General features: G+C 42.0%; 22 protein-coding genes and 2 pseudogenes. 10 read left to right on the top strand and 14 right to left on the bottom strand.

Annotated features, from left to right (window positions below):
- Positions 1–209: 209 nt before the first annotated feature.
- The 3 genes from asnB to pxpB form a co-directional block, all read right to left on the bottom strand.
- Positions 210–1,877: an asparagine synthase B gene (asnB, locus tag BG00_RS11555; RefSeq protein WP_036982757.1), complete on the bottom strand. Its 1,668-nt coding sequence runs from the start codon at positions 1,875–1,877 to the stop codon at positions 210–212.
- 287 nt (positions 1,878–2,164) lie between these two features.
- Positions 2,165–3,106 carry a 5-oxoprolinase subunit C family protein gene (locus BG00_RS11550; protein ID WP_036982755.1) on the bottom strand — a complete coding sequence of 314 codons (942 nt, stop codon included), beginning with the start codon at positions 3,104–3,106 and terminating at the stop codon, positions 2,165–2,167.
- A complete protein-coding gene (gene pxpB, locus BG00_RS11545) occupies positions 3,103–3,759 on the bottom strand; it encodes a 5-oxoprolinase subunit PxpB (protein ID WP_036982753.1) in 657 nt (218 codons plus the stop codon). Before pxpB ends, BG00_RS11550 begins: the two co-directional genes overlap by 4 nt.
- A 360-nt stretch (positions 3,760–4,119) precedes the next feature.
- Here pxpB and msrA point away from each other — a divergent pair, with 360 nt between their 5' ends.
- Positions 4,120–5,406, top strand: coding sequence for a peptide-methionine (S)-S-oxide reductase MsrA (gene msrA, locus BG00_RS11540; RefSeq protein ID WP_036982751.1), 1,287 nt, complete (start codon positions 4,120–4,122; stop codon positions 5,404–5,406).
- 842 nt (positions 5,407–6,248) lie between these two features.
- Here msrA and BG00_RS11535 read toward each other — a convergent pair.
- The 9 genes from BG00_RS11535 to BG00_RS11495 form a co-directional block, all read right to left on the bottom strand.
- Positions 6,249–7,127 (bottom strand): LysR family transcriptional regulator, encoded by an 879-nt coding sequence (locus tag BG00_RS11535; RefSeq protein ID WP_036982750.1) that lies wholly within the window; start codon positions 7,125–7,127, stop codon positions 6,249–6,251.
- 247 nt (positions 7,128–7,374) lie between these two features.
- Positions 7,375–8,031: a 3-oxoacid CoA-transferase subunit B gene (locus tag BG00_RS11530; protein ID WP_013464895.1), complete on the bottom strand. Its 657-nt coding sequence runs from the start codon at positions 8,029–8,031 to the stop codon at positions 7,375–7,377.
- A gap of 15 nt (positions 8,032–8,046) precedes the next feature.
- Positions 8,047–8,745, bottom strand: a complete 699-nt coding sequence (locus tag BG00_RS11525) for a CoA transferase subunit A (protein ID WP_013464896.1) — start codon at positions 8,743–8,745, stop codon at positions 8,047–8,049.
- 29 nt (positions 8,746–8,774) lie between these two features.
- Positions 8,775–9,671: a hydroxymethylglutaryl-CoA lyase gene (locus BG00_RS11520; RefSeq protein ID WP_036982749.1), complete on the bottom strand. Its 897-nt coding sequence runs from the start codon at positions 9,669–9,671 to the stop codon at positions 8,775–8,777.
- Positions 9,671–11,662 carry an acetyl/propionyl/methylcrotonyl-CoA carboxylase subunit alpha gene (locus BG00_RS11515; RefSeq protein WP_036982748.1) on the bottom strand — a complete coding sequence of 664 codons (1,992 nt, stop codon included), beginning with the start codon at positions 11,660–11,662 and terminating at the stop codon, positions 9,671–9,673. Before BG00_RS11515 ends, BG00_RS11520 begins: the two co-directional genes overlap by 1 nt.
- Before the next feature lie 8 nt (positions 11,663–11,670).
- Entirely contained in the window at positions 11,671–12,441 is a 771-nt protein-coding gene (locus BG00_RS11510; protein ID WP_016899945.1) for an enoyl-CoA hydratase/isomerase family protein, read from the bottom strand.
- Between the two features lie 12 nt (positions 12,442–12,453).
- A complete protein-coding gene (locus tag BG00_RS11505) occupies positions 12,454–14,061 on the bottom strand; it encodes a carboxyl transferase domain-containing protein (protein WP_036982745.1) in 1,608 nt (535 codons plus the stop codon).
- Positions 14,062–14,071: 10 nt separating this feature from the next.
- Positions 14,072–15,247, bottom strand: a complete 1,176-nt coding sequence (locus BG00_RS11500) for an isovaleryl-CoA dehydrogenase (protein ID WP_036982743.1) — start codon at positions 15,245–15,247, stop codon at positions 14,072–14,074.
- Positions 15,248–15,284: 37 nt separating this feature from the next.
- A complete protein-coding gene (locus BG00_RS11495) occupies positions 15,285–15,719 on the bottom strand; it encodes a MerR family transcriptional regulator (RefSeq protein WP_008114692.1) in 435 nt (144 codons plus the stop codon).
- A 329-nt stretch (positions 15,720–16,048) separates the two neighbouring features.
- Here BG00_RS11495 and BG00_RS11490 point away from each other — a divergent pair, with 329 nt between their 5' ends.
- The 7 genes from BG00_RS11490 to BG00_RS11460 all read left to right on the top strand — a co-directional run bounded on the left by BG00_RS11490 (position 16,049) and on the right by BG00_RS11460 (position 23,698).
- Entirely contained in the window at positions 16,049–17,230 is a 1,182-nt protein-coding gene (locus BG00_RS11490; protein ID WP_036983450.1) for a thiolase family protein, read from the top strand.
- 70 nt (positions 17,231–17,300) lie between these two features.
- Complete coding sequence (locus tag BG00_RS11485; protein WP_036982741.1) at positions 17,301–18,791, top strand: CoA-acylating methylmalonate-semialdehyde dehydrogenase; 1,491 nt, start codon at positions 17,301–17,303, stop codon at positions 18,789–18,791.
- A 118-nt stretch (positions 18,792–18,909) separates the two neighbouring features.
- On the top strand, positions 18,910–20,067 hold the full coding sequence (locus BG00_RS11480) for an acyl-CoA dehydrogenase family protein (protein ID WP_036982739.1): 1,158 nt from the start codon (positions 18,910–18,912) through the stop codon (positions 20,065–20,067).
- Between the two features lie 10 nt (positions 20,068–20,077).
- Positions 20,078–20,857, top strand: a complete 780-nt coding sequence (locus BG00_RS11475) for an enoyl-CoA hydratase (RefSeq protein WP_036982737.1) — start codon at positions 20,078–20,080, stop codon at positions 20,855–20,857.
- Entirely contained in the window at positions 20,857–22,014 is a 1,158-nt protein-coding gene (locus BG00_RS11470; protein WP_036982735.1) for an enoyl-CoA hydratase/isomerase family protein, read from the top strand. Before BG00_RS11475 ends, BG00_RS11470 begins: the two co-directional genes overlap by 1 nt.
- 4 nt (positions 22,015–22,018) lie before the next feature.
- A complete protein-coding gene (gene mmsB / locus BG00_RS11465; RefSeq protein ID WP_036982733.1) occupies positions 22,019–22,918 on the top strand; it encodes a 3-hydroxyisobutyrate dehydrogenase in 900 nt (299 codons plus the stop codon).
- A gap of 9 nt (positions 22,919–22,927) precedes the next feature.
- Positions 22,928–23,698, top strand: coding sequence for an SDR family oxidoreductase (locus BG00_RS11460; RefSeq protein ID WP_036982730.1), 771 nt, complete (start codon positions 22,928–22,930; stop codon positions 23,696–23,698).
- Positions 23,699–23,784: 86 nt separating this feature from the next.
- Here the strand turns inward: BG00_RS11460 and BG00_RS18150 are convergent.
- Positions 23,785–23,889, bottom strand: a pseudogene (locus BG00_RS18150) (integron integrase); the annotation flags it as partial.
- Between BG00_RS18150 and BG00_RS11455 the strand changes: the two are divergent.
- A complete protein-coding gene (locus BG00_RS11455) occupies positions 23,861–24,355 on the top strand; it encodes an exonuclease/endonuclease/phosphatase family protein (protein WP_202807721.1) in 495 nt (164 codons plus the stop codon). The pseudogene BG00_RS18150 and the gene BG00_RS11455 overlap by 29 nt on opposite strands.
- Positions 24,356–24,534: 179 nt before the next feature.
- Positions 24,535–24,726: pseudogene (locus tag BG00_RS17445) on the top strand (DMT family transporter); the annotation flags it as partial.
- 357 nt (positions 24,727–25,083) lie between these two features.
- On the opposite strand, the gene BG00_RS11450 reads toward BG00_RS17445, so the two are convergent.
- On the bottom strand, positions 25,084–25,287 hold the full coding sequence (locus BG00_RS11450) for a hypothetical protein (RefSeq protein ID WP_036982727.1): 204 nt from the start codon (positions 25,285–25,287) through the stop codon (positions 25,084–25,086).
- Positions 25,288–25,357: the final 70 nt, after the last annotated feature.

The following is a 25,357-nucleotide window of genomic DNA, read 5'->3' as shown; positions in this document are numbered from 1 at the left end:
ATCTTACCTGTGAGATTTAATTCACAAAAATGGCAAAGTGACGCTTCGCTTTTAGAGAAGGGACAAACAACAGAAACTAAAAAGAGATGGAATGGCTTTTGTATTCTTATTTACTTCTCTCAGTACTATAAAATTTTTAAGAAAATTATGTACAAAAAATAGCGAAGTAAAGCTGCAGTATTTAACCTGCAGCGTAGGTAGTGTGTGAACTATTTTATATATGCTTCATTGTGAACGCCCGCGGCGCGCCCTGATGGATCGGCATTATTTTGAAATGATGCATCCCATGCAAGTGCTTCTGGGGTTGAACACGCAACTGATTTACCATGTGGTACACACTTAGCCGATGCATCGCCTGGGAAGTGCGACTCAAAAATACTGCGGTAAAAATACGCTTCTTTAGAGTCTGGGGTATTAATTGGGTATTTAAATTTGGCATTCGCCAATTCTTGATCCGTTACTTGCTCATTAACAAACTCTTTTAAGGTATCTATCCAGCTGTAGCCAACGCCATCAGAGAATTGCTCTTTTTGACGCCATAACACTTCATCTGGGAGGTAGCCGTCAAAGCCTGCACGTAAAATGTGTTTTTCAATTTTTCCGTCTTTACACATTTTAGCTTCAGGGTTAATGCGCATTGCCACATCAACAAACTCTTTATCTAAAAATGGTACGCGTGCTTCAACACCCCAAGCCGCCATTGATTTATTAGCACGTAAACAATCAAACATATGCAGTTTTGAAACTTTACGGTTCAGCTCTTCATGAAACTCTTGTGCATTAGGCGCTTTATGAAAATATAAATAACCGCCAAATAATTCATCTGCACCTTCACCTGAGAGCACCATTTTTATACCCATGGCTTTAATTTGACGGGCCATTAAGTACATTGGGGTTGATGCACGAATGGTGGTTACATCGTAAGTTTCAATGTGGTAAATCACTTCTTTAAGTGCATCAATACCTTGTTGAATAGTAAAGATAATGGGGTGGTGAATAGTTCCTATCATATCAGCTACCTTTTGCGCTGCGGCTAAATCGGGGGAGCCTTCTAAACCCACCGAAAAGGAATGCAGTTTAGGCCACCAAGCATCACTTTCATCGTTATCTTCAATACGTTTTGCAGCAAAGCGCTGGGTAATAGCGGAAATAACCGATGAATCTAAGCCACCCGATAGCAATACGCCATAGGGTACATCACACATAAGCTGGCGCTTAACCGCCGCTTCCAATGCATCTTTTACATCTTTTGCTTTAGCATCGTTGTTTTTAACAGCGTCGAAGCGTTGCCAATCACGTTGATAGTAAGGGGTTAATTTGCCGTCTTTGCTGTAAAGGTAATGCCCCGGCGGAAACTCTTCAATGTGCTTACAAATAGGTGAGAGTGCTTTGAGCTCTGACGCTACATAAAAGTTACCGTGCTCATCGTGACCTGTGTAAAGTGGAATAATACCAATGTGATCTCGACCAATTAAGTACGCGTTTTGCTCTTCGTCATATAAACAAAAAGCAAAAATACCATTTAAGTCATCTAAAAATGCCGGCCCTTTTTGTTTATACAGGGCTAAAATCACTTCACAATCTGACTGGGTTTGAAAATCAAAGTCGACCTCTAAATTAGCGGCCAGCTCTTTGTGGTTATAAATTTCGCCATTAACCGCTAAAATATGGGTTTTTTCTGGATTGTAAAGGGGTTGAGCACCGCTCGATACGCCAACAATGGCTAAGCGCTCATGCACTAAAATTGCTTTATCAGATGAATACACACCAGACCAATCAGGCCCACGATGACGTAACAGTTTAGACATTTCGATTGCCTGAGTGCGTAACTGGCTGGGATCCGATTTAATATCGAGTACACCAAAAATTGAACACATAATTTTTCCTCATTCCTATTAAGTGCCTACGATAGCGAGTTTGCTAAAGACTAACCTTGTTTTATCAGAAATAAATAACTAAGTCACACGGCTTTTTTAAATTAATAAGAATAATTTATGCACCAAATAAGTTGCTGGTGCACCAACATGGTGAAGTTGATAGTGTGATAGCAACTGATTGTACAATTTTTAATTTAAAACAGGCAGGGATAAGCATTTAATGCTCATGAAAATTTATATTTGCACCAAGTAGGTGCAAATATAATCGTTAAGAAAATAGCTTTAAGTTAATTAGCCCAATAGCGATTTAAACTCAGTTTAAGCTGAGATAGATGTGCATCGAGTTTGTTTTTTGCCGCGTTTGCTTGTTCAAGCGTTACAAACTCAAAAGTAATTGAATCGGCGGTTCTAAACTGAGCAAACTGATGTAAATCCGCCTCTATTACATGGCCTATCAATGGGTAGCCCCCCGTAGTTTGTGCATCATTTAATAGCACAATTGGGTTGCCATCGGGTGGGAGTTGCACGCTTCCCGGTGCTACCGCGAGTGAGTGTAGCGAAAGCGAGTGTTGCATTATTTGGCTATTATTATGATCTAGGCGTACTCCCATTCGATTGCTATTCGGGTTAATAGTAAATGAGGTGGTACAGAAAGCGTTTATACACTCAGGTGTAAGTAGTTCATGATGTGGGCCTTGATGTAGCCGAATAACTTTTCGTTTAGGCGGTGTTAATGCGCCTTTATTGCATAGCCAAGGCTGAGTATAGGGGGTTATTTTTATAATATCGTCGCTTTGTAATGCTCGGCCATTATAACCACCAATGGCTGCCCCTAAGTCAGTTGATTTAGAACCCATAACTTCAGGGCATTCAATTCCACCTTTTACGGCAATGTAAGCTCTGGAGCCACCGCGTCCTGTATCAAATTTAAGTGTTTGTTTTGCTTTTACCGGATAACTCCACCCGGGGTAAACGGCTTGAGCGTCAAGTTTAGCATTTAAGTCGGCTCCATGCAGAGCAATGACGGTATCGCACTCAAATTGTAATTCACATAACCCAATGGTGAGTTCAAGTACGGCATCGTTATCGTGATTATTTACTAAGCGATTGGCAATAATGTGCGCATAGGTGTCTAGACTACCCGAGCGGCTAACCCCTAAATGACGAAAACCCACACGGCCTAAATCTTGGATTGTAAGCTGTATACCGGGTTTGATTACTTTAATCATTGTTTACTCCTTTTAACAGGCACAAATTCAAGGGTGTCACCGGGTTTAAATAAACAAGGGTTTGAGGCGGTTGCATCAAATAAACAGGCATCAGCATGAGCAATAATATGCCAGCCACCGGGTGAGTCTTCAGGGTAAATGCCTGTTTGGTCTGCCCCAATCGCAATTGCGCCTTTAGGAACACTGACTCGTGGGTTATCACGCCTTGGGGTAAACAGTTGAGCGTTGAGCCCATGTAAATAAGGGAAACCGGGCACAAAACCTAAAAACAACACATGGTAAATTTCTTTACTGTGTAGATTAATTACCTCATCTTTTGTTAGCTGGTGATAATTAGCCACATAGTTTAAATCTTCACCTTGATAATAGGTGTCTATTTTATGATGCTGACTTTCAAAGGCGTAATCATCAACCTCATCCCATAGTTTGGTTAAGGTGTTTTGCCATTGATGTAAATCACTGGCAGATTTTAAATACAAGGTTAATGAGTTCATCCCGGGGACTAAATCTATAAACTCATTGGTGTTTTTACAATACTGTGACAGCGCCCAGAGTTTTTTTTGCGTCGCAAGTATATGTTGTTCACTGTAGTGAGAAACATCAAAAAGCAGACTAGAATTTGTTAATATTTTTATACTTGGCAAAGTGCTCATACAGATAACTTATTAATATTGTTTGTATTTAAGCTATCACAGTCGATGTGCTATTACGATATTAATAGACAAACTGGGATCGATTAAATTCCCGTCTTCGTAAAGTTTTATTGTGTGTGAAATTTATTCTTGCGTTTAAAGGTCTGCTTTAGGGTCTGTTGACCTTTGCGGATTAAAATCGCTCCTAGGCAGAACCCGAAGGGCAGCGCCTGTTTGGCATTGATGCTTCGTTATCGCCTATTTATGGGGAATAACCACACCACATAGGCTCTGCCTTGTCTAAACACCAAACAAACTGCTGCAAATTTAACCTTGGAAGGTCAACAGACCCTAGAGTAACTAAAACTAAGAGGTCATCGTATGTTTAAGCGGGTAATACTATCGGCGTTTGCCATTGTGGGCTTACTAAGTGCAATGAGTGCTATATCGTCAGATGAAATAATCAAACCAACTGATTTAGATGCAACCATGCATGTTGAAAAAATAGTGCTGGGTTCGGGCTGTTTTTGGGGGGCAGAAAAACGCTACGAAGCACTTAATGGTGTGTTAGACGCTGAATCGGGTTACGTCGATGGCCAAGGATTTAAGCCAACCTATAGAAATATCACTAAGTTATCCCGTCGCTTTGATGAAGATAATTACGCCGAAGTGGTGAAGGTTACCTTTAATAGTAATATTATTTCAGCAAGAGAGTTATTGCAAAATTACTACGAGAGCCACGATCCAACGCAAAAGAATCGTCAGGGTAATGATGTAGGCACGCAATATCGCTCTATTATTTTAACCACTACCGATCAGCAAGCGAGTATCGCAAAAGCCGTCACGAGTGAGTATCAGCAATTATTAAGTAAAGCCGATTATGGAAAAATAGTGACGCAAATAAAGCCACTTGAACGCTTTTATTCGGCTGAAGAGTATCATCAAAATTACCTTGAAAAAAATCCAAACGGCTATTGCCCTGATCATTCAACCGGCGTTGTATTTACCCAAAGTGATAAACCTAAGGTAGATAATACTGCATTATTAAATGGCAAACAGATTGTCATTTTAGACTCGCAAAGTTATTGCCCTTACTGCGAAAAGTTTAAAGCGGCGGTTGCCAATGACTATAAAGGCACAATTCCAATGTCTTTTCGCCATGCTGATCAGCTTGCAGGGTTAACGATTAAATCGGCGACATGGGCTACGCCTACCATATTATTTTTAGAAAATGGGGTTGAGGTTTATTCTCGCCAAGGCTACATGAACCCAGAGCAATTTTATAAAGCATTAGGTGCATTTAAGCTTGGCAACAGTGAAGCTTATAAGGTGGCTTTTAATGCTAAAACCGACAGCCCTTACTGCAAAGAATATGCTATTTTTAAAAACACACCCGATGGCACCTTTATTGATAAATTAAGCGGTGAGCCATTATTTGATACCCGTGATAGATTTAACTCAGGCACCGGTTGGCTTTCGTTTACCCACCCAATAAAAGACAGTGTAACCCAACATGAAGATAATAGCTGGGGAATGCAGCGCATTGAGCTTAAGTCTAAAAGTACCGGTATTCACTTAGGGCATTTATTTCCGGGTGAGGGGCCTAGAGGGCAAGATAGATATTGTATTAATGCGACTGTTTTAGAATTTGTAGCCAGAAAACAGTAAATTTTAAGCAAAAAAGCAGCGATGATTAAGTAACCTGAACTCTGGATAATAAATCTATCTCAAGCAGCTATTTACAGCGCTAATTACGTTGAATTTACTTGCAATAGGCGAGCTATTGACGCGTAATTTCGCCTTGTTTTCACTGGAAATCTCTGGCTAGAGAAAATAAACATAAATATCAATTTTGATTCAATACGTTAGTAAATCTCTTAACCAAAGTTCAGGTTAAGTAGATACTTAACGGTCGCTGCATTTCAATTGACAACATCTTCACACACAATAAAGATTCGGGGGGGGGGTATTAGTACAAAACTAATTCTGGCTTATTGTTGTTGATGAGAATGAAAATAAAAACAACCCAAGCTCAGTCACCACCGAACTTGAGCTGTTTTTTACACTGACAACATCTTCACACACAATAAAGATTCTTAAGTTTATTGGCGGGTGTAAGGGTAAAAATAAAAACAACTCAAGCTAAGTCACCACCGAACTTGAGTTGTTTTTTACACTGACAACATCTTCACACACAATAAAGATTCTTTTTTACTAGCTCGTTGTTACAAACTAATGAAATCTGATTTAAGTAACACGTTTTATATTTTTTAGCGTGTTGCCGTTTGGTTGAGTTAACTTTAGAGCTTTTACTCAATTTCGACAAGCGATAAAAACAAAACTAATAAGTGAAAAAAACTAACTTATGGGGTTTTAGATTTTTTTAATAAATAAATCACTGATAAATAGTCGCTTTTGTTGTTGTTCCGGTAGGGGAATTTTAAAAATAAAAGTTGCACACTTTAAAATTAGCTAATAAGCGCTCAACAAGGAGCGCTTATTTGAATCTGCTATTTAGTTTGCCTAAAGGTGTTAATCACCCATTTTGCAAACAAATCGAGAGGGTGATTAGCGGTACTTGAGCCATGCTGAACTAAATAGTATTTGTCTTTTGTTGTTAGTGGTTGCTCAAACAGTTTGTAGAGCCATTGCTCATCCAGCCAGCTTTGACTTATTGGCAAAGGAATAAGTGCAATGCCCATACCTTGCTGTGCAGCCCGTGCTACGCCAAACATACTGTCTATTTGAATAATTTGTGCAGGGGAAAAGTCATCAATACCGACTTTTTCAGCCCATTGGTGCCATGCCCAAGGCCGGGCTTTGTGAACAATAAGCGGCACTTGATTGAGCGCCTGGCAGTGATCGTTTTGCCACTGATCGAGCAGCTTTTTATTACACGCTGGAATATATTCTAAATTAAATAACTCAGTAGCTAGCCCATCAAGCGGTTTGCTTGAAGATAAAATGATTGATAAATCACTTTGACGAGTCAACTCTTTTCGTGTTTTAAGGGTGTCCATGTGTAAATTAATATTAGGATGCTCACTCGTCCACTCACTCAGTTTTGGCATTAGCAATTCACTGGCAAAGAACTCGGGCAGGGTAATGGTTAAATTTACATTTTGTTGTAACTGACTAAATTCGATGATGGTGCTTTCCAGCATATTTATAATGGGGTAAATCGCTTCAAAAAAGTTTTTACCAGCTGGCGTTAAGCTTATGGAACGGGTTTGCCTTTGAAATAAATCAATGCCCAGCTGCTCTTCTAGCTGCTTTATTTGATGGCTGACCGCCGATGGCGTTAAATACAGCTCTTTGGCGGCATGTTTAAAACTTAAGCTTTTTGCGGCAAAACAAAAAGAGCGAAGGCCGCGAATAGGTGTTTGCATGGTATCCAATATAAAGTTATTTCAATCACCTTATTACAGGCAATTATTAAACCAAAAATAAAAGCTAACTATATCAGTTATTTAATTTTTTTATTAGGGTGAATTCACCTAAGTGGTGCGTTAAATTCTCACTATAGTGCAAAAACTAAAATAAAGGCAAAAAAAATCCCTCTTGCGAGGGATTTTGGGTAACTCAGCGCCATTGGCACTGGGAATGAGGTCGGTACAGGGTGAAATTGTGAGTGGTTTAAAACACCATCTCAGGAATATCACCGTCGACAAGCAACTTACCTGCCGTTTTACTAATAATTTCATCAACTGATACGCCTGGTGCGCGTTCTAGCAAATGAAATGCGCCGTCTTTAACTTCTAATACAGCTAAATCGGTTACTATTTTTTTAACACAGTTAACGCCCGTCAGCGGTAACGTACAGCTTTCTAATAATTTAGAATCGCCGTGTTTACTGGCATGGGTCATGGTAACAATAATGTTTTTTGCACCGGCGACTAAATCCATCGCACCGCCCATACCTTTAATTAATTTTTTAGGGATCATCCATGAAGCTATAGACCCGTTTTGATCCACTTCAAAAGCGCCCAGAACCGTTAAGTCTACATGACCACCCCGTATCATGGCAAAACTATCTGCACTATTAAATATAGCTGCACCGGTAGCTGCCGTCACGGTTTCTTTACCCGCGTTGATCATATCTGCATCTACTGTGTCTTTGGTTGGGTATTCACCCATACCTAATAGGCCATTTTCGGACTGTAGCATAACTTCTATGCCATCGGGTACATAGTTTGCGACGAGTGTCGGAATACCTATGCCTAAATTAACATAGTACCCATCTTGTAGCTCTTGAGCGACGCGCATTGCGACTTGTTCACGTGATAATGCCATTTTAAGTGCTCCTGCTTAATCTCGTGTGGTAACACGTTCAATACGTTTTTCAAAGTTACCCTTGATCACGCGATTTACAAAAATGCCAGGGGTATGAATTTGACTTGGCTCTAGTTCACCGGGTTCAACTATCTCTTCCACCTCAGCAACGGTAATTTTACCTGCGGTTGCAGCCATGGGGTTAAAGTTCATTGCGGTATGGCGAAACACTAAATTACCGTAGCGGTCTGCTTTCCATGCTTTTACAATGGCAAATTCACCCGTGATTGACTCTTCTAAAATATAAGGGCGACCATTAAATTCTTTTACTTCTTTACCCTCAGCTACTGGCGTACCGTAACCCGTGGCGGTATAAAAAGCAGGAATACCGGCACCACCAGCACGCATTTTTTCTGCTAGAGTCCCTTGTGGTGTTAGCTCTACATCAATTTCGCCATTAAGTAGTTGTTGTTCAAAAAGAGCATTTTCGCCCACATAAGAGGCAACCACTTTTTTAATTTGTTTGTCTTGTAATAAAAGTCCTAAACCAAAGTCATCAACGCCGCAATTGTTCGATACGACCGTTAACTCTTTGGTTTGCATTTTTTTAATTTGGGCTATTAGTCCCTCGGGAATACCGCATAAACCAAAACCACCAGCGATGATAGTATCGCCGTCTTTTAAACCTTCCATTGCAGCTTCGTAACTCGAAACTACTTTATCAAAACCGGCCATGAGTGACTCCTCATTCTATGCTATTGCAATTATTGTGTGTGTAATGCCACTGAAACTTTACTAACAGGCTGTTTATTAAGCGCATTAGTAATTTGCCAACCTGCTTGTGCAAGCCTTTTTAAATCAATTCCATGTTCAATGCCAAGCCCTTGCAGTAAGTAAACAACATCTTCGGTGGCAACATTTCCTGACGCACCCTTAGCGTAAGGGCAGCCACCAAGGCCAGCAACGGCAGCGTCAACTGTTGAAATACCTAGGCTTAAGGCAGCGTAAATATTTGTGAGCGCCTGTCCATATGTATCATGAAAATGTACTGCAAGCTTACTTTTATCAATATGCTTGAGCAGCAATGTAAGCAGCTCAGTCACTTTACCTGCGGTGCCGACACCAATAGTATCGCCAAGGCTCACTTCATAGCAGCCAAGCGCTAATAACTTTTGTGCCACGTTTAAAACAACCTGAGGGTCAACGTCTCCCTCATAAGGGCAGCCTAAAACACAGCTTACATAACCACGAACGCGTATATTATTCGCTTTAGCAAAAGTCATTACCTCGCTAAAACGATCAATACTTTGCGATATTGAGCAATTTATATTTTTTTGACAAAACGTTTCGCTGGCCGCCGTAAATATAGCAAATTCTTTAATACCAACAGCATGCGCAGCTTGTGCGCCTTTTAAATTTGGCGTTAAGGCACTTAAATTTATCTCTGGAAGGTCAAGCGCATTGATCACCTCGCTTGAGTCTGCCATTTGTGGCACCCATTTTGGGGATACGAACGCACCAGCTTCTATGTCTTTTAATCCCGCACCGGCGAGGGCATTAATTAGTGTTACTTTATCTTCAGTGCTGACGGTTTTTTCATTTTGTAAACCATCACGTGCACCCACTTCAACAATACGAACTTTATTTGCAAAGGCACTCATTAAGCACCTTCCTGCACAGTCGTATCTTCAACAATGGCTAACAGTGCGCCGTGTGAAACAAGTTCACCTTCACCAAAGCAGTAACTCTGTAATATGCCGTCATGTGGTGCATTAAGTGTATATTCCATTTTCATGGCTTCGATAATAACAACGGCATCACCTTTGGTGATAGTGCTACCTACTTCAATTAAATGTTTTACTACCGTGCCATTGAGTGGCGCAGCAAGCGGCAGCGCGTCACTTTCGTGTGAACTAATATAATGCTTATCAACACATTCAAACTTAGTTTGCAGTGCTTTATTCATTACAGTAATTTCATTGTCAGTTATGTTGACATGCGCACTGTGCTTTTCACCGTTAATAAATACGTTGCACACACCATTATTTAGCGTCCCTTGAACCCTGTATACGCCCGCACTGTGTGTCACATTGTAACCCTGCGCTGTTTTGATAGCGCTAAGCGGTAAATCTACAAATGGGATTTTAATTGCCTGCGGTGCATTTAAAGTAAAGCCACTAAGTTGTTGCCAAGGGCTGGCACTATTGTTTTGTGCTTGGTGCGTGTTTAACGACTCTAAATAGGCAAAAGCAGCAATAAGCTGGCTTGATAGCAATAATGACTCATCAACCGTAGCGAGTGAATCACCTTGTTCAGCAATAAAGTGTGTACTTGGCGCGCCTTGTTTAAAGCTTTCGTGGCAAGCTAAGTTATGTAAAAAGCCAATATTGGTACTAAAGCCCGCTAAATGAAATTGTTCAAGCGCCTGTTGCAAACGAGAAAGCGCTTGTTCGCGATTATCATCATGAACAATTAACTTTGCAATCATTGGGTCGTAATAAGGGCTTATTTCATCACCTTGGGCAATCCCGGTATCTATGCGTACAAATTCACTATTAACGGGGACGTGTAACGCTTCAATGGTGCCTGAACACGGAATAAAGTCATTTGCAGGGTCTTCGGCGTAAATACGCGCTTCAAAGCTATGGCCTTGCAGTTGAATATCAGATTGCTTTAACGGCAGTGTTTGCCCGCCCGCAATATTAATTTGCCAATTTACTAAATCAACGCCGGTTACCATTTCGGTCACTGGGTGCTCTACTTGCAGGCGAGTGTTCATTTCCATAAAGAAAAATTCATTACCGCAAAGTAAAAACTCAACGGTACCGGCACCACGGTAATTAATGGCTAATGCACAGCGTACAGCCGCTTCGCCCATTTCTTTACGCAGCGCATCAGATAAACCTGGAGCAGGGGCTTCTTCAATCACTTTTTGGTGTCGGCGTTGTAACGAACAGTCACGATCACCCAAATAAACACAGTTACCGTGATTATCTGCAAATACTTGTACTTCAACATGGCGAGGTTGATTAACGTAGCGCTCTAATAGCACTAAATCGTTACCAAAACCGGCAATGGCTTCACGTTGGGCGCCTTCAAGTGCAGTTATAAAGTCTTTCGGCTTTTCTACCACTCGCATCCCTTTACCGCCACCGCCAAAGGCCGCTTTGATAAGAACAGGGTAACCAATTTTTTTAGCCTCAGATTGCAAAAAAGCAGGGTCTTGTTTATCACCATAGTAACCAGGTACTAAAGGAACGTTTGCCGCGGCCATTATTTCTTTAGCACGGGTTTTTGAGCCCATTGCTTCAATACTCGTTGCTGGTGGGCCAATAAAAGCAATGTTATGGGCTTCACAGGCTTTAGCAAATTCACTGTTTTCAGATAAAAAACCGTAGCCTGGATGAATGCAATCAGCGCCACTGGCTTTAGCAACCTGCAAAATTTTATCTGCGACTAGGTATGAATCTTTACTTGGCGCAGCACCAATATGGTAGGCTTCGTCGGCCATTTTTACATGTTGCGCGTTTTTATCTGCATCTGAATACACCGCAACCGTGGTTAAGCCCATTTGCTTTGCGGTGCGCATAATACGACAGGCAATTTCGCCACGGTTAGCAATCAGAATTTTTTGTAATTGTACTGTGTTCATAATGCGTCCTAGAGTTGCCATTGGGGAGGGCGTTTATCAAAAAAGGCGCTCAGTCCTTCTTGGCCTTCAGTTGATACACGAATTTTAGCTATACGCTCTGCAGTCAGTGCAATTAGCTCCTCGTTTATCTCTTTATTGGCAACATCGTTAATAAGTGCTTTTGCGGCCTTAACGGCAATAGGGCCGTTATCAATCAAGGTTTGCAGCAAATTATCGAGGGCTGTTTCTAAGTTCCCAGTAATTTGATGCACTAAACCCAGTTGCTTTGCTGTGTGGGCATCAAACACTTCTGCAGTTAAAAAATATCTGCGTGCAGCACGCTCACCAATGGCCTTAATCACATAAGGGCTGATCACGGCAGGTATTAGCCCAAGTTTAACTTCACTTAAACAAAATTGCGCATCGTCTTTACTAAGCGCAATATCACAACAGGCAATTAACCCTAATGCTCCACCAAAGGCGGCACCTTGTACCGCACAAATTGTAGGATGCGGGCTCTGTGCTAATACTTGCATAAGTTTAGCCAGTTGCATTGAATCAGCTAAGTTATCGTTATAGTTATTATCTGCCATCGATTTCATCCAGGCTAAGTCGGCACCGGCTGAAAAATGTTTACCTTCGGTTTTGAGGACTAAGGCACGAATATCGAGCGTATTAGCATGTTCAATACATTGAATAAGCTCATGGATAACGTCGCTATTAAATGCATTACGTTTTTCTGGGCGGCTTAAAACGAGTACAGCCACATTAGATTTTGTTATTTGTAGTGTTACTGACATTGTGCGCTCCGGTTACATTCTAAATACGCCAAACTTAGACTCACGCTGTGGTGCATTTTTAGCTGCGCTAAGTGCAAGCCCAAGAACATTGCGTGTATCGACAGGATCTATAATGCCATCATCCCATAAGCGGGCACTGGCATAATAAGGATGACCTTGTTGTTCGTATTGACTAATAATTGGCTTTTTAAAATCGCTAACTTCTTGCTCGCTCATGCTTTCGCCTTTACGGGCTAATCCATCTTGTTTAACTTGTGCCATAACACCTGCAGCTTGCTCACCACCCATAACTGAAATACGGGCATTTGGCCACATCCACATCATGGTCGGTTCAAATGCACGGCCACACATTCCATAATTGCCGGCGCCATAAGAGCCACCAATAAGCACGGTGAATTTTGGTACATCAGCACACGACACCGCCATCACCATTTTAGCGCCATGTTTAGCAATGCCTTCGGCTTCGTATTTTTTACCGACCATAAAGCCAGTAATATTTTGTAAAAATACCAATGGAATGTTGCGCTGGGCACACAGTTGAATAAAGTGCGCGCCTTTTTGCGCCGACTCACTAAATAAAATACCGTTATTAGCCACTATGCCCACAGGGTTGCCATAAATGCTGGCAAAGCCTGTCACCAGTGTTTCGCCAAAATAACGTTTAAATTCATCAAAAGACGAGTCATCGACAGTGCGAGCTATAACTTCACGCACATCAAATGGCTTTTTAAGATCAGTACCAACAATGCCGTAAAGCTCGTTAATATCGTAACGGGGAGCTTTTACGTCATCTAATAATGGGGCGGTAGGGCGTGTGTAATTAATTCGCTCTATACATTGGCGTGCAATCGATAATGCATGCGCATCATTTTCTGCGTAATGATCGGCCACACCCGATGTTTTACAATGAACATCGGCGCCGCCAAGCTCTTCTGCGGTGACTTCTTCACCGGTTGCCGCTTTTACCAGTGGTGGGCCTGCTAAAAATATAGTGCCTTGCTCTTTTACAATAATGCTTTCATCGGCCATAGCGGGTACATACGCACCACCTGCGGTACATAAGCCCATAACCACTGCAATTTGTGGAATGCCTTTACCCGACATACGTGCTTGATTGTAAAAAATACGCCCAAAATGCAGTTTGTCTGGAAATACATCGTCTTGCTCTGGCAGGTTGGCACCGCCAGAATCAACTAAGTAAATACACGGTAAGTGGCAACGCTCAGCAATATCTTGTGCGCGTAAATGCTTTTTAACAGTAAGCGGGAAATAGGTGCCACCTTTAACTGTCGCGTCGTTTGCAATCACCATACATTCAACGCCTTTTACGCGACCAATACCTGCAACCACACCGGCACAAGGTATCTCTTGTTCATACACACCAAATGCAGCAAATTGCGATATTTCTAAAAAGGGTGAGCCTTCATCTAATAAAGTACTGATACGGTCACGAACAAACAGCTTTCCTCTGCTTTCATGGCGCTCTTTAAGTGCAGCGCCACCACCTAAGCTAATATTGGCAACTTTATCGCGTAAATCATCCACCAGCGCCGACATATTTTTGTGGTTTTGCACAAAACTAGGATCGTGGGGATTAACGCTCGATTTTAAAATCGTCATAAATTAATCCTTAACGGCTTTCAGTAAATAATTCACGGCCAATCAACATGCGGCGTATTTCTGAGGTGCCTGCGCCAATTTCGTATAATTTTGCATCACGCAGTAAGCGACCTGTTGCGTATTCGTTTATGTAGCCATTGCCGCCTAAAATTTGGATTGCATCAAGCGCCATTTTAGTTGCAAGCTCTGCAGCGTATAAAATTGCGCCAGCTGCGTCTTTACGGGTGGTTTCACCACGGTCACAGGCTTTAGCCACCGTATATACATAGGAGCGCGCTGCATTCATTTGTGTATACATATCGGCAATTTTGCCTTGAATTAACTGAAATTGACCAATCGGGCTGTCAAACTGCTTACGCTCATGAATGTAAGGCACCACAATGTCCATACATGCTTGCATAATTCCTAACGGGCCTGCAGCTAAAACAACTCGCTCGTAATCAAGGCCACTCATAAGTACCTTAACGCCTTCGTTTAAGTTACCTAAAATGTTTTCTTCAGGTACTTCGCAGTTATCAAAGACCAGTTCACAGGTGTTTGATCCGCGCATACCGAGTTTGTCGAGTTTTTGTGCGGTAGAAAACCCCGGGAATGTTTTTTCTACAATAAAGGCGGTAATACCTTTAGCACCGGCGTTTAAATCTGTTTTTGCATAAATAACCAGTGTATCTGCGTCAGGGCCATTGGTGATCCACATTTTATTACCGTTTAAAATGTACTTATCGCCTTTTTTCTCGGCTTTAAGTTTCATTGATACAACATCGGAGCCCGCATTAGGCTCACTCATGGCCAAGGCACCAATGTGTTCACCGCTAATTAGTTTAGGTAAGTATTTTTCTTTTTGTGATTGTGATCCATTACGGTTTATTTGATTAACACACAGGTTTGAATGCGCACCATAGCTTAAGCCAATAGAGGCACTTGCACGGCTAATTTCTTCCATGGCAATAACGTGCTCTAAATAACCTAAACCCGCACCACCAAATTCTTCATCAACGGTCATGCCTAAAACGCCCATTTCACCCATTTGCGGCCAAAGTTGATTGGGAAACGCATTATCCAGATCTGTTTTTTCAGCTAGTGGGGCAATTTCTTGACTGGCAAAGCTGTTTACATGACTGCGGATCATGTCCGCTGTTTCGCCAAGACCAAAATTCATTTCTTTATATAGTGAAATAGTGCTCATGATTCATTCCTGTGTGTTTGATGACGTTTATTATATTTTATTCATCTATTTTGCTAAGCGTGTCGCGACAACGACGTTCTGCGGTAACCAACTCCATTAGTACAACTTTAATGTCGTCCATTTGTTGAGATAGGTCGGCCTTTTTTTCGCTGATGAGGTCAAGCATAGTAACTAACTGTTTAGCGCTTGATTTGTCTGCATCATACAGTTCAAACAAACGACCGGTTTCAGCCAAGGTAAACCCTAAACGTTTACCACGAAGTATTAACTTTAGGCGTACTTTATCGCGCTTTGAGTAAATACGTGTTTGGCCATTGCGCTCTGGCGATATTAACCCTTGGTCTTCGTAAAAACGGATAGAGCGGGTAGTAATATCAAATTCTTTAGCCAATTCGCTGATACTAAAAGTTTGTTCGTTTTTAGCCGGCTCGTTGGCTGAATTTGCAAAGTTTGTTTGATTATCTGATTTCATTGTAATGTTTACCTCATTCGAATATCACCAATATAAGTGAAGTTTACGTAAAGGTAAAGTGCGATTTAATTGTTATACTTTAGACGTACAAAATAAAGGCGGGTTTACAGTAGAAGTTGAGTGTTTATAAACGTTATAAGCCATTTATGGAGGTTGTAATACATTTTTAGCAAGCTTGCTTTACAGTTTTTACACTAATTAGAAAGTTGATTTTAGATTTACGTTGGCGTAAACGTAAATTTTATGTATGCTCGTATTTATCAGATTAGTTTAAACATTAAGCTAAACATAATAAAACATGTTTGCGTTAATTGAAAATGGAGCCTTTTATGTCTTTCGAAAGCGTTGTAATTGTAGCAGCAAAACGCACCCCAATGGGTGGATTTATGGGCGCACTAAGTGATGCGCAGTCTACCGAACTAGGTGCTACAGCTATTGCAGGTGCACTTGCTCAAACGGGTTTAAGCAATGATGCAATTGATGAAGTGATTATGGGCTGTGTATTGCCAGCTGGCTTAGGCCAAGCGCCTGCACGTCAGGCTATGCTTAAAGCAGGGCTAGCACTAAGCACAGGCGCTACCACAATTAATAAAGTATGTGGCTCGGGTTTAAAAGCGGCCATGTTAGCGAATGACCTTATTAAAGCAGGCTCTATTGAATCAGCCATTGCCGGTGGTATGGAAAGTATGACTAATGCGCCGTATTTTATTCCTAAAGCCCGTGGCGGTATGCGTATGGGCCACGGTGAAATAAAAGATCATATGATGAGTGATGGCCTTGAAGATGCTTACGACAATAAAGCAATGGGTTGTTTTGCTCAAGACACGGCTGATGAATACGGCATTGGCCGTGAGCAAATGGACGCGTTTGCACTGGGTTCGTTAAGTAAAGCAAACGCAGCCATAGAAAATGGTAGCTTTGACAACGAAATCGCCCCTCACACTATTAAAACACGTAAAGGCGATGTCACCGTTTCAATTGATGAGCAACCTGGTAATGCTCGCCCTGAAAAAATCCCAAGTTTACGTGCAGCATTTAAAAAAGACGGCACCATTACTGCGGCAAACTCATCGTCTATTTCAGATGGTGGCGCAGCACTGATTTTAATGAGCGAATCAAAAGCAAAAGCAGAGGGTTTAACACCACTTTGCAAAATTGTTGCTCACAGCACGCATTCTCAAAAACCCAGTGAATTTACCGTAGCGCCTGTTGGTGCAATGAACAGTGTGCTTGAAAAAGCAGGGTGGACAACCGCAGATGTTGATTTATGGGAAATTAACGAAGCGTTTGCCATGGTTACCATGCTAGCTATTAACGAGTTAAAGCTTGATGAGAACAAAGTTAATGTTAACGGTGGCGCCTGTGCATTGGGTCATCCTATTGGTGCTAGCGGTGCGCGTGTTTTAGTAACACTTATCCATGCACTTAAAAACCGGGGTCTTAAAAAGGGCGTAGCCTCTTTATGTATTGGTGGCGGTGAAGCCGTTGCCATGGCCGTAGAAGCACTTTAACTAATAATAAAGCCGCAGCAACTATAACAAAAACGCTGCGGTCCCCAATTTAATCAATAGGATTTTAATTATGCACCAAGTACCCTTACTCATTAACGGCGAATTTATTCAATCAACTTCAAATGAACTAATTGATGTTGTAAATCCTGCTAATCAAGAAGTGTTAGCGCAAGTACCTTGTGCTACAGACGCTGAAATGGACGCGGCTATTGCCTCTGCCAGTGAAACGTTTAAAACCTGGAAAGACGTACCAATTACAGAACGTGCGCGCATTATGATGAAATACGCGGCGCTGTTAAAAGAAAACCATGATGAATTAGCCACTATTATTTGTCATGAGCTAGGTAAAACATTTGAAGATGCAAAAGGCGATGTGTGGCGTGGTATTGAGGTAGTTGAGCAAGCTGCTAATGCACCATCGTTAATGATGGGCGAGACGATGGAAAACGTAGCGCGTAAAATCGATACCTATTCATACATGCAGCCACTAGGTGTATGTGCAGGTATTACCCCATTTAATTTTCCGGCCATGATCCCACTTTGGATGTTCCCACTGGCAATTGTGTGTGGTAACACCTTTATTTTAAAGCCGTCTGAGCAAGACCCACTTACGCCTATGCGCTTAGCTGAGCTATTTATTGAAGCCGGTGCACCTAAAGGCGTGTTACAAGTAGTACACGGTACAAAACCACAAGTTGACCGCTTATTAGAAGACAAAGCGGTTCGCGCTATTTCGTTTGTTGGCTCGTGTGGTGTGGGTGCATACATTTATTCTAAAGGCACACAACACCTAAAACGTGTGCAAGCGTGTGTTGGCGCTAAAAACCACATGGTGATTATGCCTGACGCGAGTAAATCGCATGTTGTTAATAACTTAGTAGGCGCATCAGTTGGTGCGGCAGGCCAGCGTTGTATGGGTATTTCAGTGGCGGTATTTGTTGGCCAATCAAAAGACTGGGTTGATGAAATTAAAGCTGGCTTTGAAGGTGTACGCCCAGGTGTTTGGGATGATGCAGACGCCGCTTATGGTCCGCAAACATCACCTGCAGCAAAAGCGCGTATTTTATCATTGATTGCCGATGGTAAAGCGCAAGGCGCAACCTGTTTAATTGATGGCTCTGACTTTACTGTTGAAGGGTTTGAGCAAGGTAACTGGGTAGGTCCAACGTTATTTACTGATGTAACCAAAGAGATGAACTTGTACAAAGAAGAGATTTTTGGCCCAGTACTGGCGTGTATGTTTGTAGATACCCTTGAAGAAGCCATCGCCCTTATTAACGAAAGCCCTTACGGTAACGGTACCTCACTATTTACATCAAGTGGTGCAGCTGCACGTAAGTTCCAACACGAAATTGAAGTGGGTCAAGTGGGGATTAATGTGCCTATTCCTGTGCCGTTGCCATTTTTCTCGTTTACTGGCTGGAAAGGCTCATTCTACGGCGATACTCACACCTATGGTAAACAAGGTATTCGTTTTTACACAGAAACTAAAACTATTACCTCTCGTTGGTTTGAGGATGACATTGCCTCAGGTCCAAACATGAGTATTAATCTTAAATAATATTGCACTGAATAATTAATAAAAAAGAGGGGCACAACACACAGTGTTGTCGCTCCTCACTAATTACTCCCTTGATGGGATGCACCGACAACAAACAAAACACAACAAGAGGTCTACCATGGACTTTAACTTATCTGAAGATCAACAAGCTTTTGCGCAAACGGCGCGTCAATTCGCAGAATCTGAACTAGCACCACACGCTGCCAAGTGGGATCGCGAACATATTTTCCCAAAAGACACAATTAAAGCCGCTGGTGAGCTTGGTTTTTGTGGTTTATACACCCCAGAGGAAGCCGGTGGTTTAGGTTTATCTCGTTTAGATTCAAGCATTATTTTTGAGCAACTTGCACTGGGTTGTACAGCTACTACGGCTATGCTGACCATTCATAATATGGCAACCTGGATGATCGCAAGCTTTGGCACCGATGCAGTAAAAGAAAAATACGTTGAGCAATTGGTAATGGGTGAATTACTGGCATCGTACTGTTTAACGGAGCCAGGTTCTGGCTCTGATGCTGCGTCATTAAAAACTAAAGCAGTTCGCGATGGCGATGAGTATGTTATTAACGGCTCAAAAATGTTTATTTCAGGTGCCGGTGAAACAGAAATATTAGTGGTCATGGCGCGTACAGGGGCAGATGGCCCAAGCGGCATTTCAGCGTTTGTTGTACCAGCAGATGCCAAAGGCATTGAGTACGGCAAAGCAGAAGAAAAAATGGGCTGGAATGCACAGCCAACACGCTTAATTAGTTTTGAAGATGTGCGTATTCCAGCCGCAAACTTATTAGGCCAAGAAGGTGAAGGCTTTAAATTTGCCATGCAAGGCTTAGATGGCGGCCGTATTAATATTGCTACTTGCTCTATTGGTACAGCACAAGCGGCACTTAATACCGCACGTGAGTATTTAAAAGAGCGTACCCAATTTGGTAAGCCATTGGCTGCGTTTCAAGCGCTACAGTTTAAAATTGCCGATATGAATACCGAGCTTGTAGCAGCGCGCCAAATGGTAAGACTCGCGGCGTTTAAACTTGATACTAACGACAGTGAAAAAACCACTTATTGTGCGATGGCTAAACGCTTTGCAACCGATGTTGGTTTTACTGTGTGTAACGATGCGCTGCAAATTCATGGTGGCTACGGATACATAAAAGAATACCCGCTTGAGCGCCATGTTAGAGATGTACGTGTTCATCAAATTCTTGAGGGCACTAACGAAATTATGCGTGTGATTATTGCGCGTCGTATTTTAGCCGAATCAGCCAGCGAAGTTTTATAAGGAGATTAGTATGTCAAATCCTAGCATTGAATTAACTATTGAAGGCCATGTAGCTATTTTAACTATGTCGAATCCGCCAGCGAATACCTGGACTAAAGACACCTTAGTGGCGCTTAAAGACACGGTTAACCAATTAAATACCAATAAAAATATTTATGCATTAGTACTGACTGGTGAAGGCGAGAAGTTTTTTAGCGCCGGTGCCGACCTCAATGTATTTGCCAGTGGCGATAAAGGTGTCGCTGCAGATATGTCATGTGTATTTGGTGAAGCGTTTGAAGCGTTAACTAATTTTAGAGGCGTGTCGGTTGCAGCCATTAATGGTTATGCAATGGGTGGCGGCCTTGAAGTAGCACTTGCTTGCGACATTCGTATTGCAGAAGAGCAAGCACAAATGGCATTGCCTGAAGCAAAAGTGGGTTTATTACCCTGTGCTGGTGGAACGCAAAACTTAGCATGGCTTGTTGGCGAGGGCTGGGCAAAACGCATGATTTTATGCGGTGAGCGCTTAAAAGCCGATAAAGCCCTACAAATTGGCTTAGTGGAAGAAGTGGTTGCACAAGGTGAAAGCTTTGCAGCAGCGCTAAAACTGGCAAACCAAGTGGCAGAGCAAAGCCCATCATCGGTTGCTGCGTGTAAAACATTGATTCAAAAAGGGCGTCATCAACCTATGGCAAATGCGTTGCCACTGGAACGTGAATTGTTTGTTGGTTTATTTGATACCGAAGATCAGCAAGAGGGCGTGAACGCCTTTTTAGAAAAGCGCAAAGCTAATTGGGTGAATGGCTAATGAGTGAATTAACCCGTTTAAATTCAGCTGATGCTGCCGTGGTATTTGAAACGGCAACCACAGACAATGGCCGACTCATTGGTATTGCTACGCTTAACGCGCCTAAGTCATTAAACGCGTTAAATTTTGAAATGATCAGCTTACTCGAGCCGCAACTACAGCAATGGGACAAAGACGATAACATTGCATTAGTGGTTCTTAAAGGCGCAGGTGAAAAAGCATTTTGCGCCGGTGGCGATGTAGTGAGCTTACACAAAGCAATGAGTGAAGGTAAACCAACGTCACTGGTTGAAGAGTTTTTTACTCAAGAGTATCAGCTCGATTACCTTATTCATTGTTACAACAAACCCATTTTAGTCTGGGGTAACGGGATTGTAATGGGCGGCGGTTTAGGTTTAATGGCCGGTGCCAGTCATCGTGTGGTTACCGAAACATCACGCATTGCCATGCCAGAGCAAACTATTGGGCTTTACCCTGATGTAGGCGGCAGTTATTTTTTACATAAAATGCCCGCCCATGTTGGTTTGTTTTTAGGGCTAACCTCGGCATCTATAAATTGTGAAGACGCTAAGCTTGTATCGCTTGCCGACCACTTTGTAAATGCCGATAAGTACCCAGAGCTTGTTGAAGCATTACTCAATACAAAATGGGGTAAAACAGCAAGCTTAAACCACGACAAGCTAAGTAACTTGCTAATTGAGTTAGATAACAACTCTAGCCGTATGCCCAAAGGTAATTTAAAAGCAAACTTAAGCTTGATTCAAAAGCTTGGTGAGTTTGACACATTAGAGCAGCAGGTAGATTACATTTTAAACCTAACCACTGATGACAAATGGCTACAACGCGCACAAAAATCGTTGGCGCATGGTTGCCCATTAAGTTGTGCCTTAGTGAGTGAGCAGCTCAAACACAGCAAAGGTAAAACGTTGGCAGAGTGTTTTAAAATGGAGCTTGCGATGTCGGTTCGTGCCGGTGAAGTGGGCGAGTTTCAAGAAGGTGTACGTGCCTTACTAATCGATAAAGACGGTGCGCCACACTGGCAGTTTAAAACGTTAGCTGATGTACCAAAAGAAGTGGTAGAGAGCTTTTTTGCAAATCGCTTTGGCGAGCAACATCCGCTAGAGCCGTACTTTTCTCAACTTAATTTACAAGGGTAAAGCGATGAGTAAACTCAATATAGGATTTATTGGTTTAGGTAACATGGGCGGCCCAATGGCGGCTAATTTAATTAAAGCTGGCCATACGGTGAGCGTGTTCGACCTAAGTGCTAATGCAGTGAACGAGCTAGTTGAAAAAGGTGCCAATGCAGCAAAAGATGCACAAACCTGTGCAACCAACGTTGATGTGCTAATTAGCATGCTACCGGCAAGCAAACATGTTAAATCACTTTATTTAGGCACAGACGAGCAATCGGGTTTAATTAAAGTACTGAGTAAAAGTACCTTAGTGATTGATTGTTCAACTATAGATGCACAATCAGCCCGTGATGTAGGCCATGCACTTGGCGAACAAGGTATTGCGTTTGTTGATGCACCGGTTTCGGGTGGTGTAGCAGGTGCAACAGCAGGAACGCTTACGTTTATTGTTGGTGGTGAGCAAGCTGCATTTGATAAAGCGAATTCTGTATTAGTCGATATGGGTAAAAACATATTCCATGCTGGTGATATTGGTGCAGGGCAAGTTGCCAAAATATGTAACAATATGCTGTTGAGTATTTTAATGGCAGGCACCAGTGAAGCCATTCAAATGGGCATTAATAACGGCCTCGACGCAAAAGTACTCAGCGATATAATGAGCGCAAGCTCGGGTCGAAACTGGACGTTAGAACTTTATAACCCCTGTCCAGGTGTTATGGATACCGCTCCTGCAAGTAATAATTATAAACCTGGCTTTATGGTTGATTTAATGGCTAAAGACTTAGGCCTTGCTATGGAAGCAGCGCAGCAGAGTAATTCACTAACGCCAATGGGTTCAATGGCTAAAAATTTATACACTATGATGCAGCACCAAGGTGCGGGCAGTGATGATTTTAGTGCCATTTTTAAATTGTTTTCGAAGTAGGAAAGTATCGTGGAAATAAAAAATAATACCGTAGTGATTACCGGTGGCGCACAAGGCTTAGGTTTTGCAATGGCGCAAAGGTTTGCCTTAATGGGCGCTAATATTGCCTTAATTGATATGGCACAAGCACAGTTAAATGAAGCAACCGAGCAGCTATCTGCATTACAAGGCGTAACGGGTACTATAAAAGGCTACAGCGCTAATGTAACCGTTGAGAGCGAAGTTGAAGACGTATTTAATACCATTAACAGTGACTTTGGTCACATTGGGGTATTAATTAATAACGCCGGCATTTTACGCGATGGCATGTTTATAAAAGCCAAAGATGGCAAAGTGGTTAAAAAAATGTCGCTTGATCAATTTCAATCAGTGATTGACGTTAACCTAACAGGTGTATTTTTAGCCGGCCGCGAAGCGGCTAGCCACATGATTGAATCAGGCAAAGGCGGCGTAATTGTAAATATGTCGAGCGTAGCGCGTGCAGGTAATATTGGCCAAACTAACTATGCCGCCTCAAAAGCGGGTGTTGTGGCACTAACCACTACATGGGCTAAAGAACTTGGCCGTTTTGGTATTCGCGTTGGTGCCATTGCCCCAGGTGTTATTAGCACCGCCATGACCGATGCAATGAAGCCAGAAGCCAAACAGCGCATGCTAGCAGTAACCCCTGTAGGGCGCTTAGGTGAAACCGCTGAAATAGCCCATACTGCTCAGTATATTATCGAAAACGACTTTTTTACTGGCCGCGTGGTAGAAATAGACGGCGGTATTCGTTTGTAATTTGTCAGCTCTCATTTATTTATTGGAAGCACAGCTCAAGCGAGTTGTGCTTTTTTGTTTTCAATAGGGGAGGTTTATAACCTTGATTATAACCTTGAAAAAGGGCTAACAACCCCGTTAGCACCTTGTTGTAAAACATGCGTATAAATCTGTGTAGTACGTATGTCACTGTGGCCTAACTGTGTTTGGGGCGATCTTAGGCTTTTTCTCCCTTTCACTATCAACAGAGATGTCACTGTGCTGGCAGTCTGGACGAAGGGGCGGAATGACGAAGCATTTGGCTACATGGGGCAATTCTGGAAATACCTTCAAATTCATCGTGAAGATCTGAGTCAGCCAAAGACAATCATTCTCGGCGATTTTAATAGCAATGTGCGGTGGGATAAGCCGGACCGATGGTGGAATCACTCAGGCGTAGTAGCTGAACTCGGCGAGATGGGTTTCAAGAGCGCGTATCATCGTGCCTTTGAGGAAGAGCAGGGCAATGAGTCCAGGCCAACATTCTTCTTGCAGCGGAACCGCGAGAAGGCGTACCACATTGATTACATTTTTATCTCTTCAGACTTTCCAGAAAAATGTGATTTGAAGATCGGTCAGCACGATGAGTGGATTTCAATCAGTGTTCACGTGCCGTTGACGCTGAGCATCAACAATTAACAATCGGCTGCACAGCGACCGATTTTCCGTCGCTTCGCGGCTCCAAACCGGCGCGTGAGCCGGGCGTTAGATGCTTCATGTGCTCACAGTTTTTTTGAAAGAACAAGACTGCTTATTTCTTGAATATTAGTATATTCTTGCGCGAGATATAAAAACCGGAGAAAGCTATGAAGAACTGAATATTTTTATCCGCGGCTATCATTTGTGAGGTAATTGCAACATCTAGTCTGAAGTCTAGTGAGGGTTTTACTAAATTAGCTCCTTCGTTACTTGTTGTTGCTGGTTATGGTGCAGCGTTTTATCTGCTTTCACTCAATCTCAAATCTATTCCTGTTGGAATGGCATATGCAATTTGGTCAGGGCTTGGAATGTTTCGCTATTTTAATTACGCTGATCTATTCACCTTTACTTTATTCGAAAGAGAATGATATTCAGTTTAAATGGAAGTTAATTGAAATTATTGCATCAGATATAGATACAATAAAAATTGATAATTGAGGTATTCTCCAAATAATGAAAAAACATCGGAATAGATACTACCCTTACACGAGGGAAGGCAAAATATTACATGTAATTTCGCGAGAAGTAGTTAGAAAATGGGAAGTGTTACATGTTGATGAGCATAACCTTCGTCTAGATTCCCCACTCGGTATTTATGTTTTAAAACGTTAATAATGAAAATCTTTAAGGCTACAAATAACTGCAGCCTTTTTTCTATTACAAGTACCTTACTTATCTTGTTGTTCACGCGCTAATTGATTAGGTAATAACTGCTCTACAATTTCACGTGCTGGCAAAGTGTAACGCACGCCATCAAACATAACCGATGTAAACTCGTTAATATTAGTAATGCCGGTAAGGGTCCAACCTTCACCACGTTTTGGGCAGTAAACAGTAGTAGTGGGTTGTATTACTTTAAAATTGTCACTCATAGTTTATCTCAATTAATGCTTGTGAATACGGTATGGTAAGTTAATAATGACGCTCTATAAAGTGCTATTT

This window comes from Pseudoalteromonas sp. SCSIO_11900 (assembly GCF_000576475.1).
Taxonomy (GTDB): Bacteria; Pseudomonadota; Gammaproteobacteria; order Enterobacterales; family Alteromonadaceae; genus Pseudoalteromonas; species Pseudoalteromonas tetraodonis.
The sequence above is the reverse complement of the archived record's forward strand: the minus strand, read 5'-3'. Positions and strand labels throughout refer to the sequence as shown.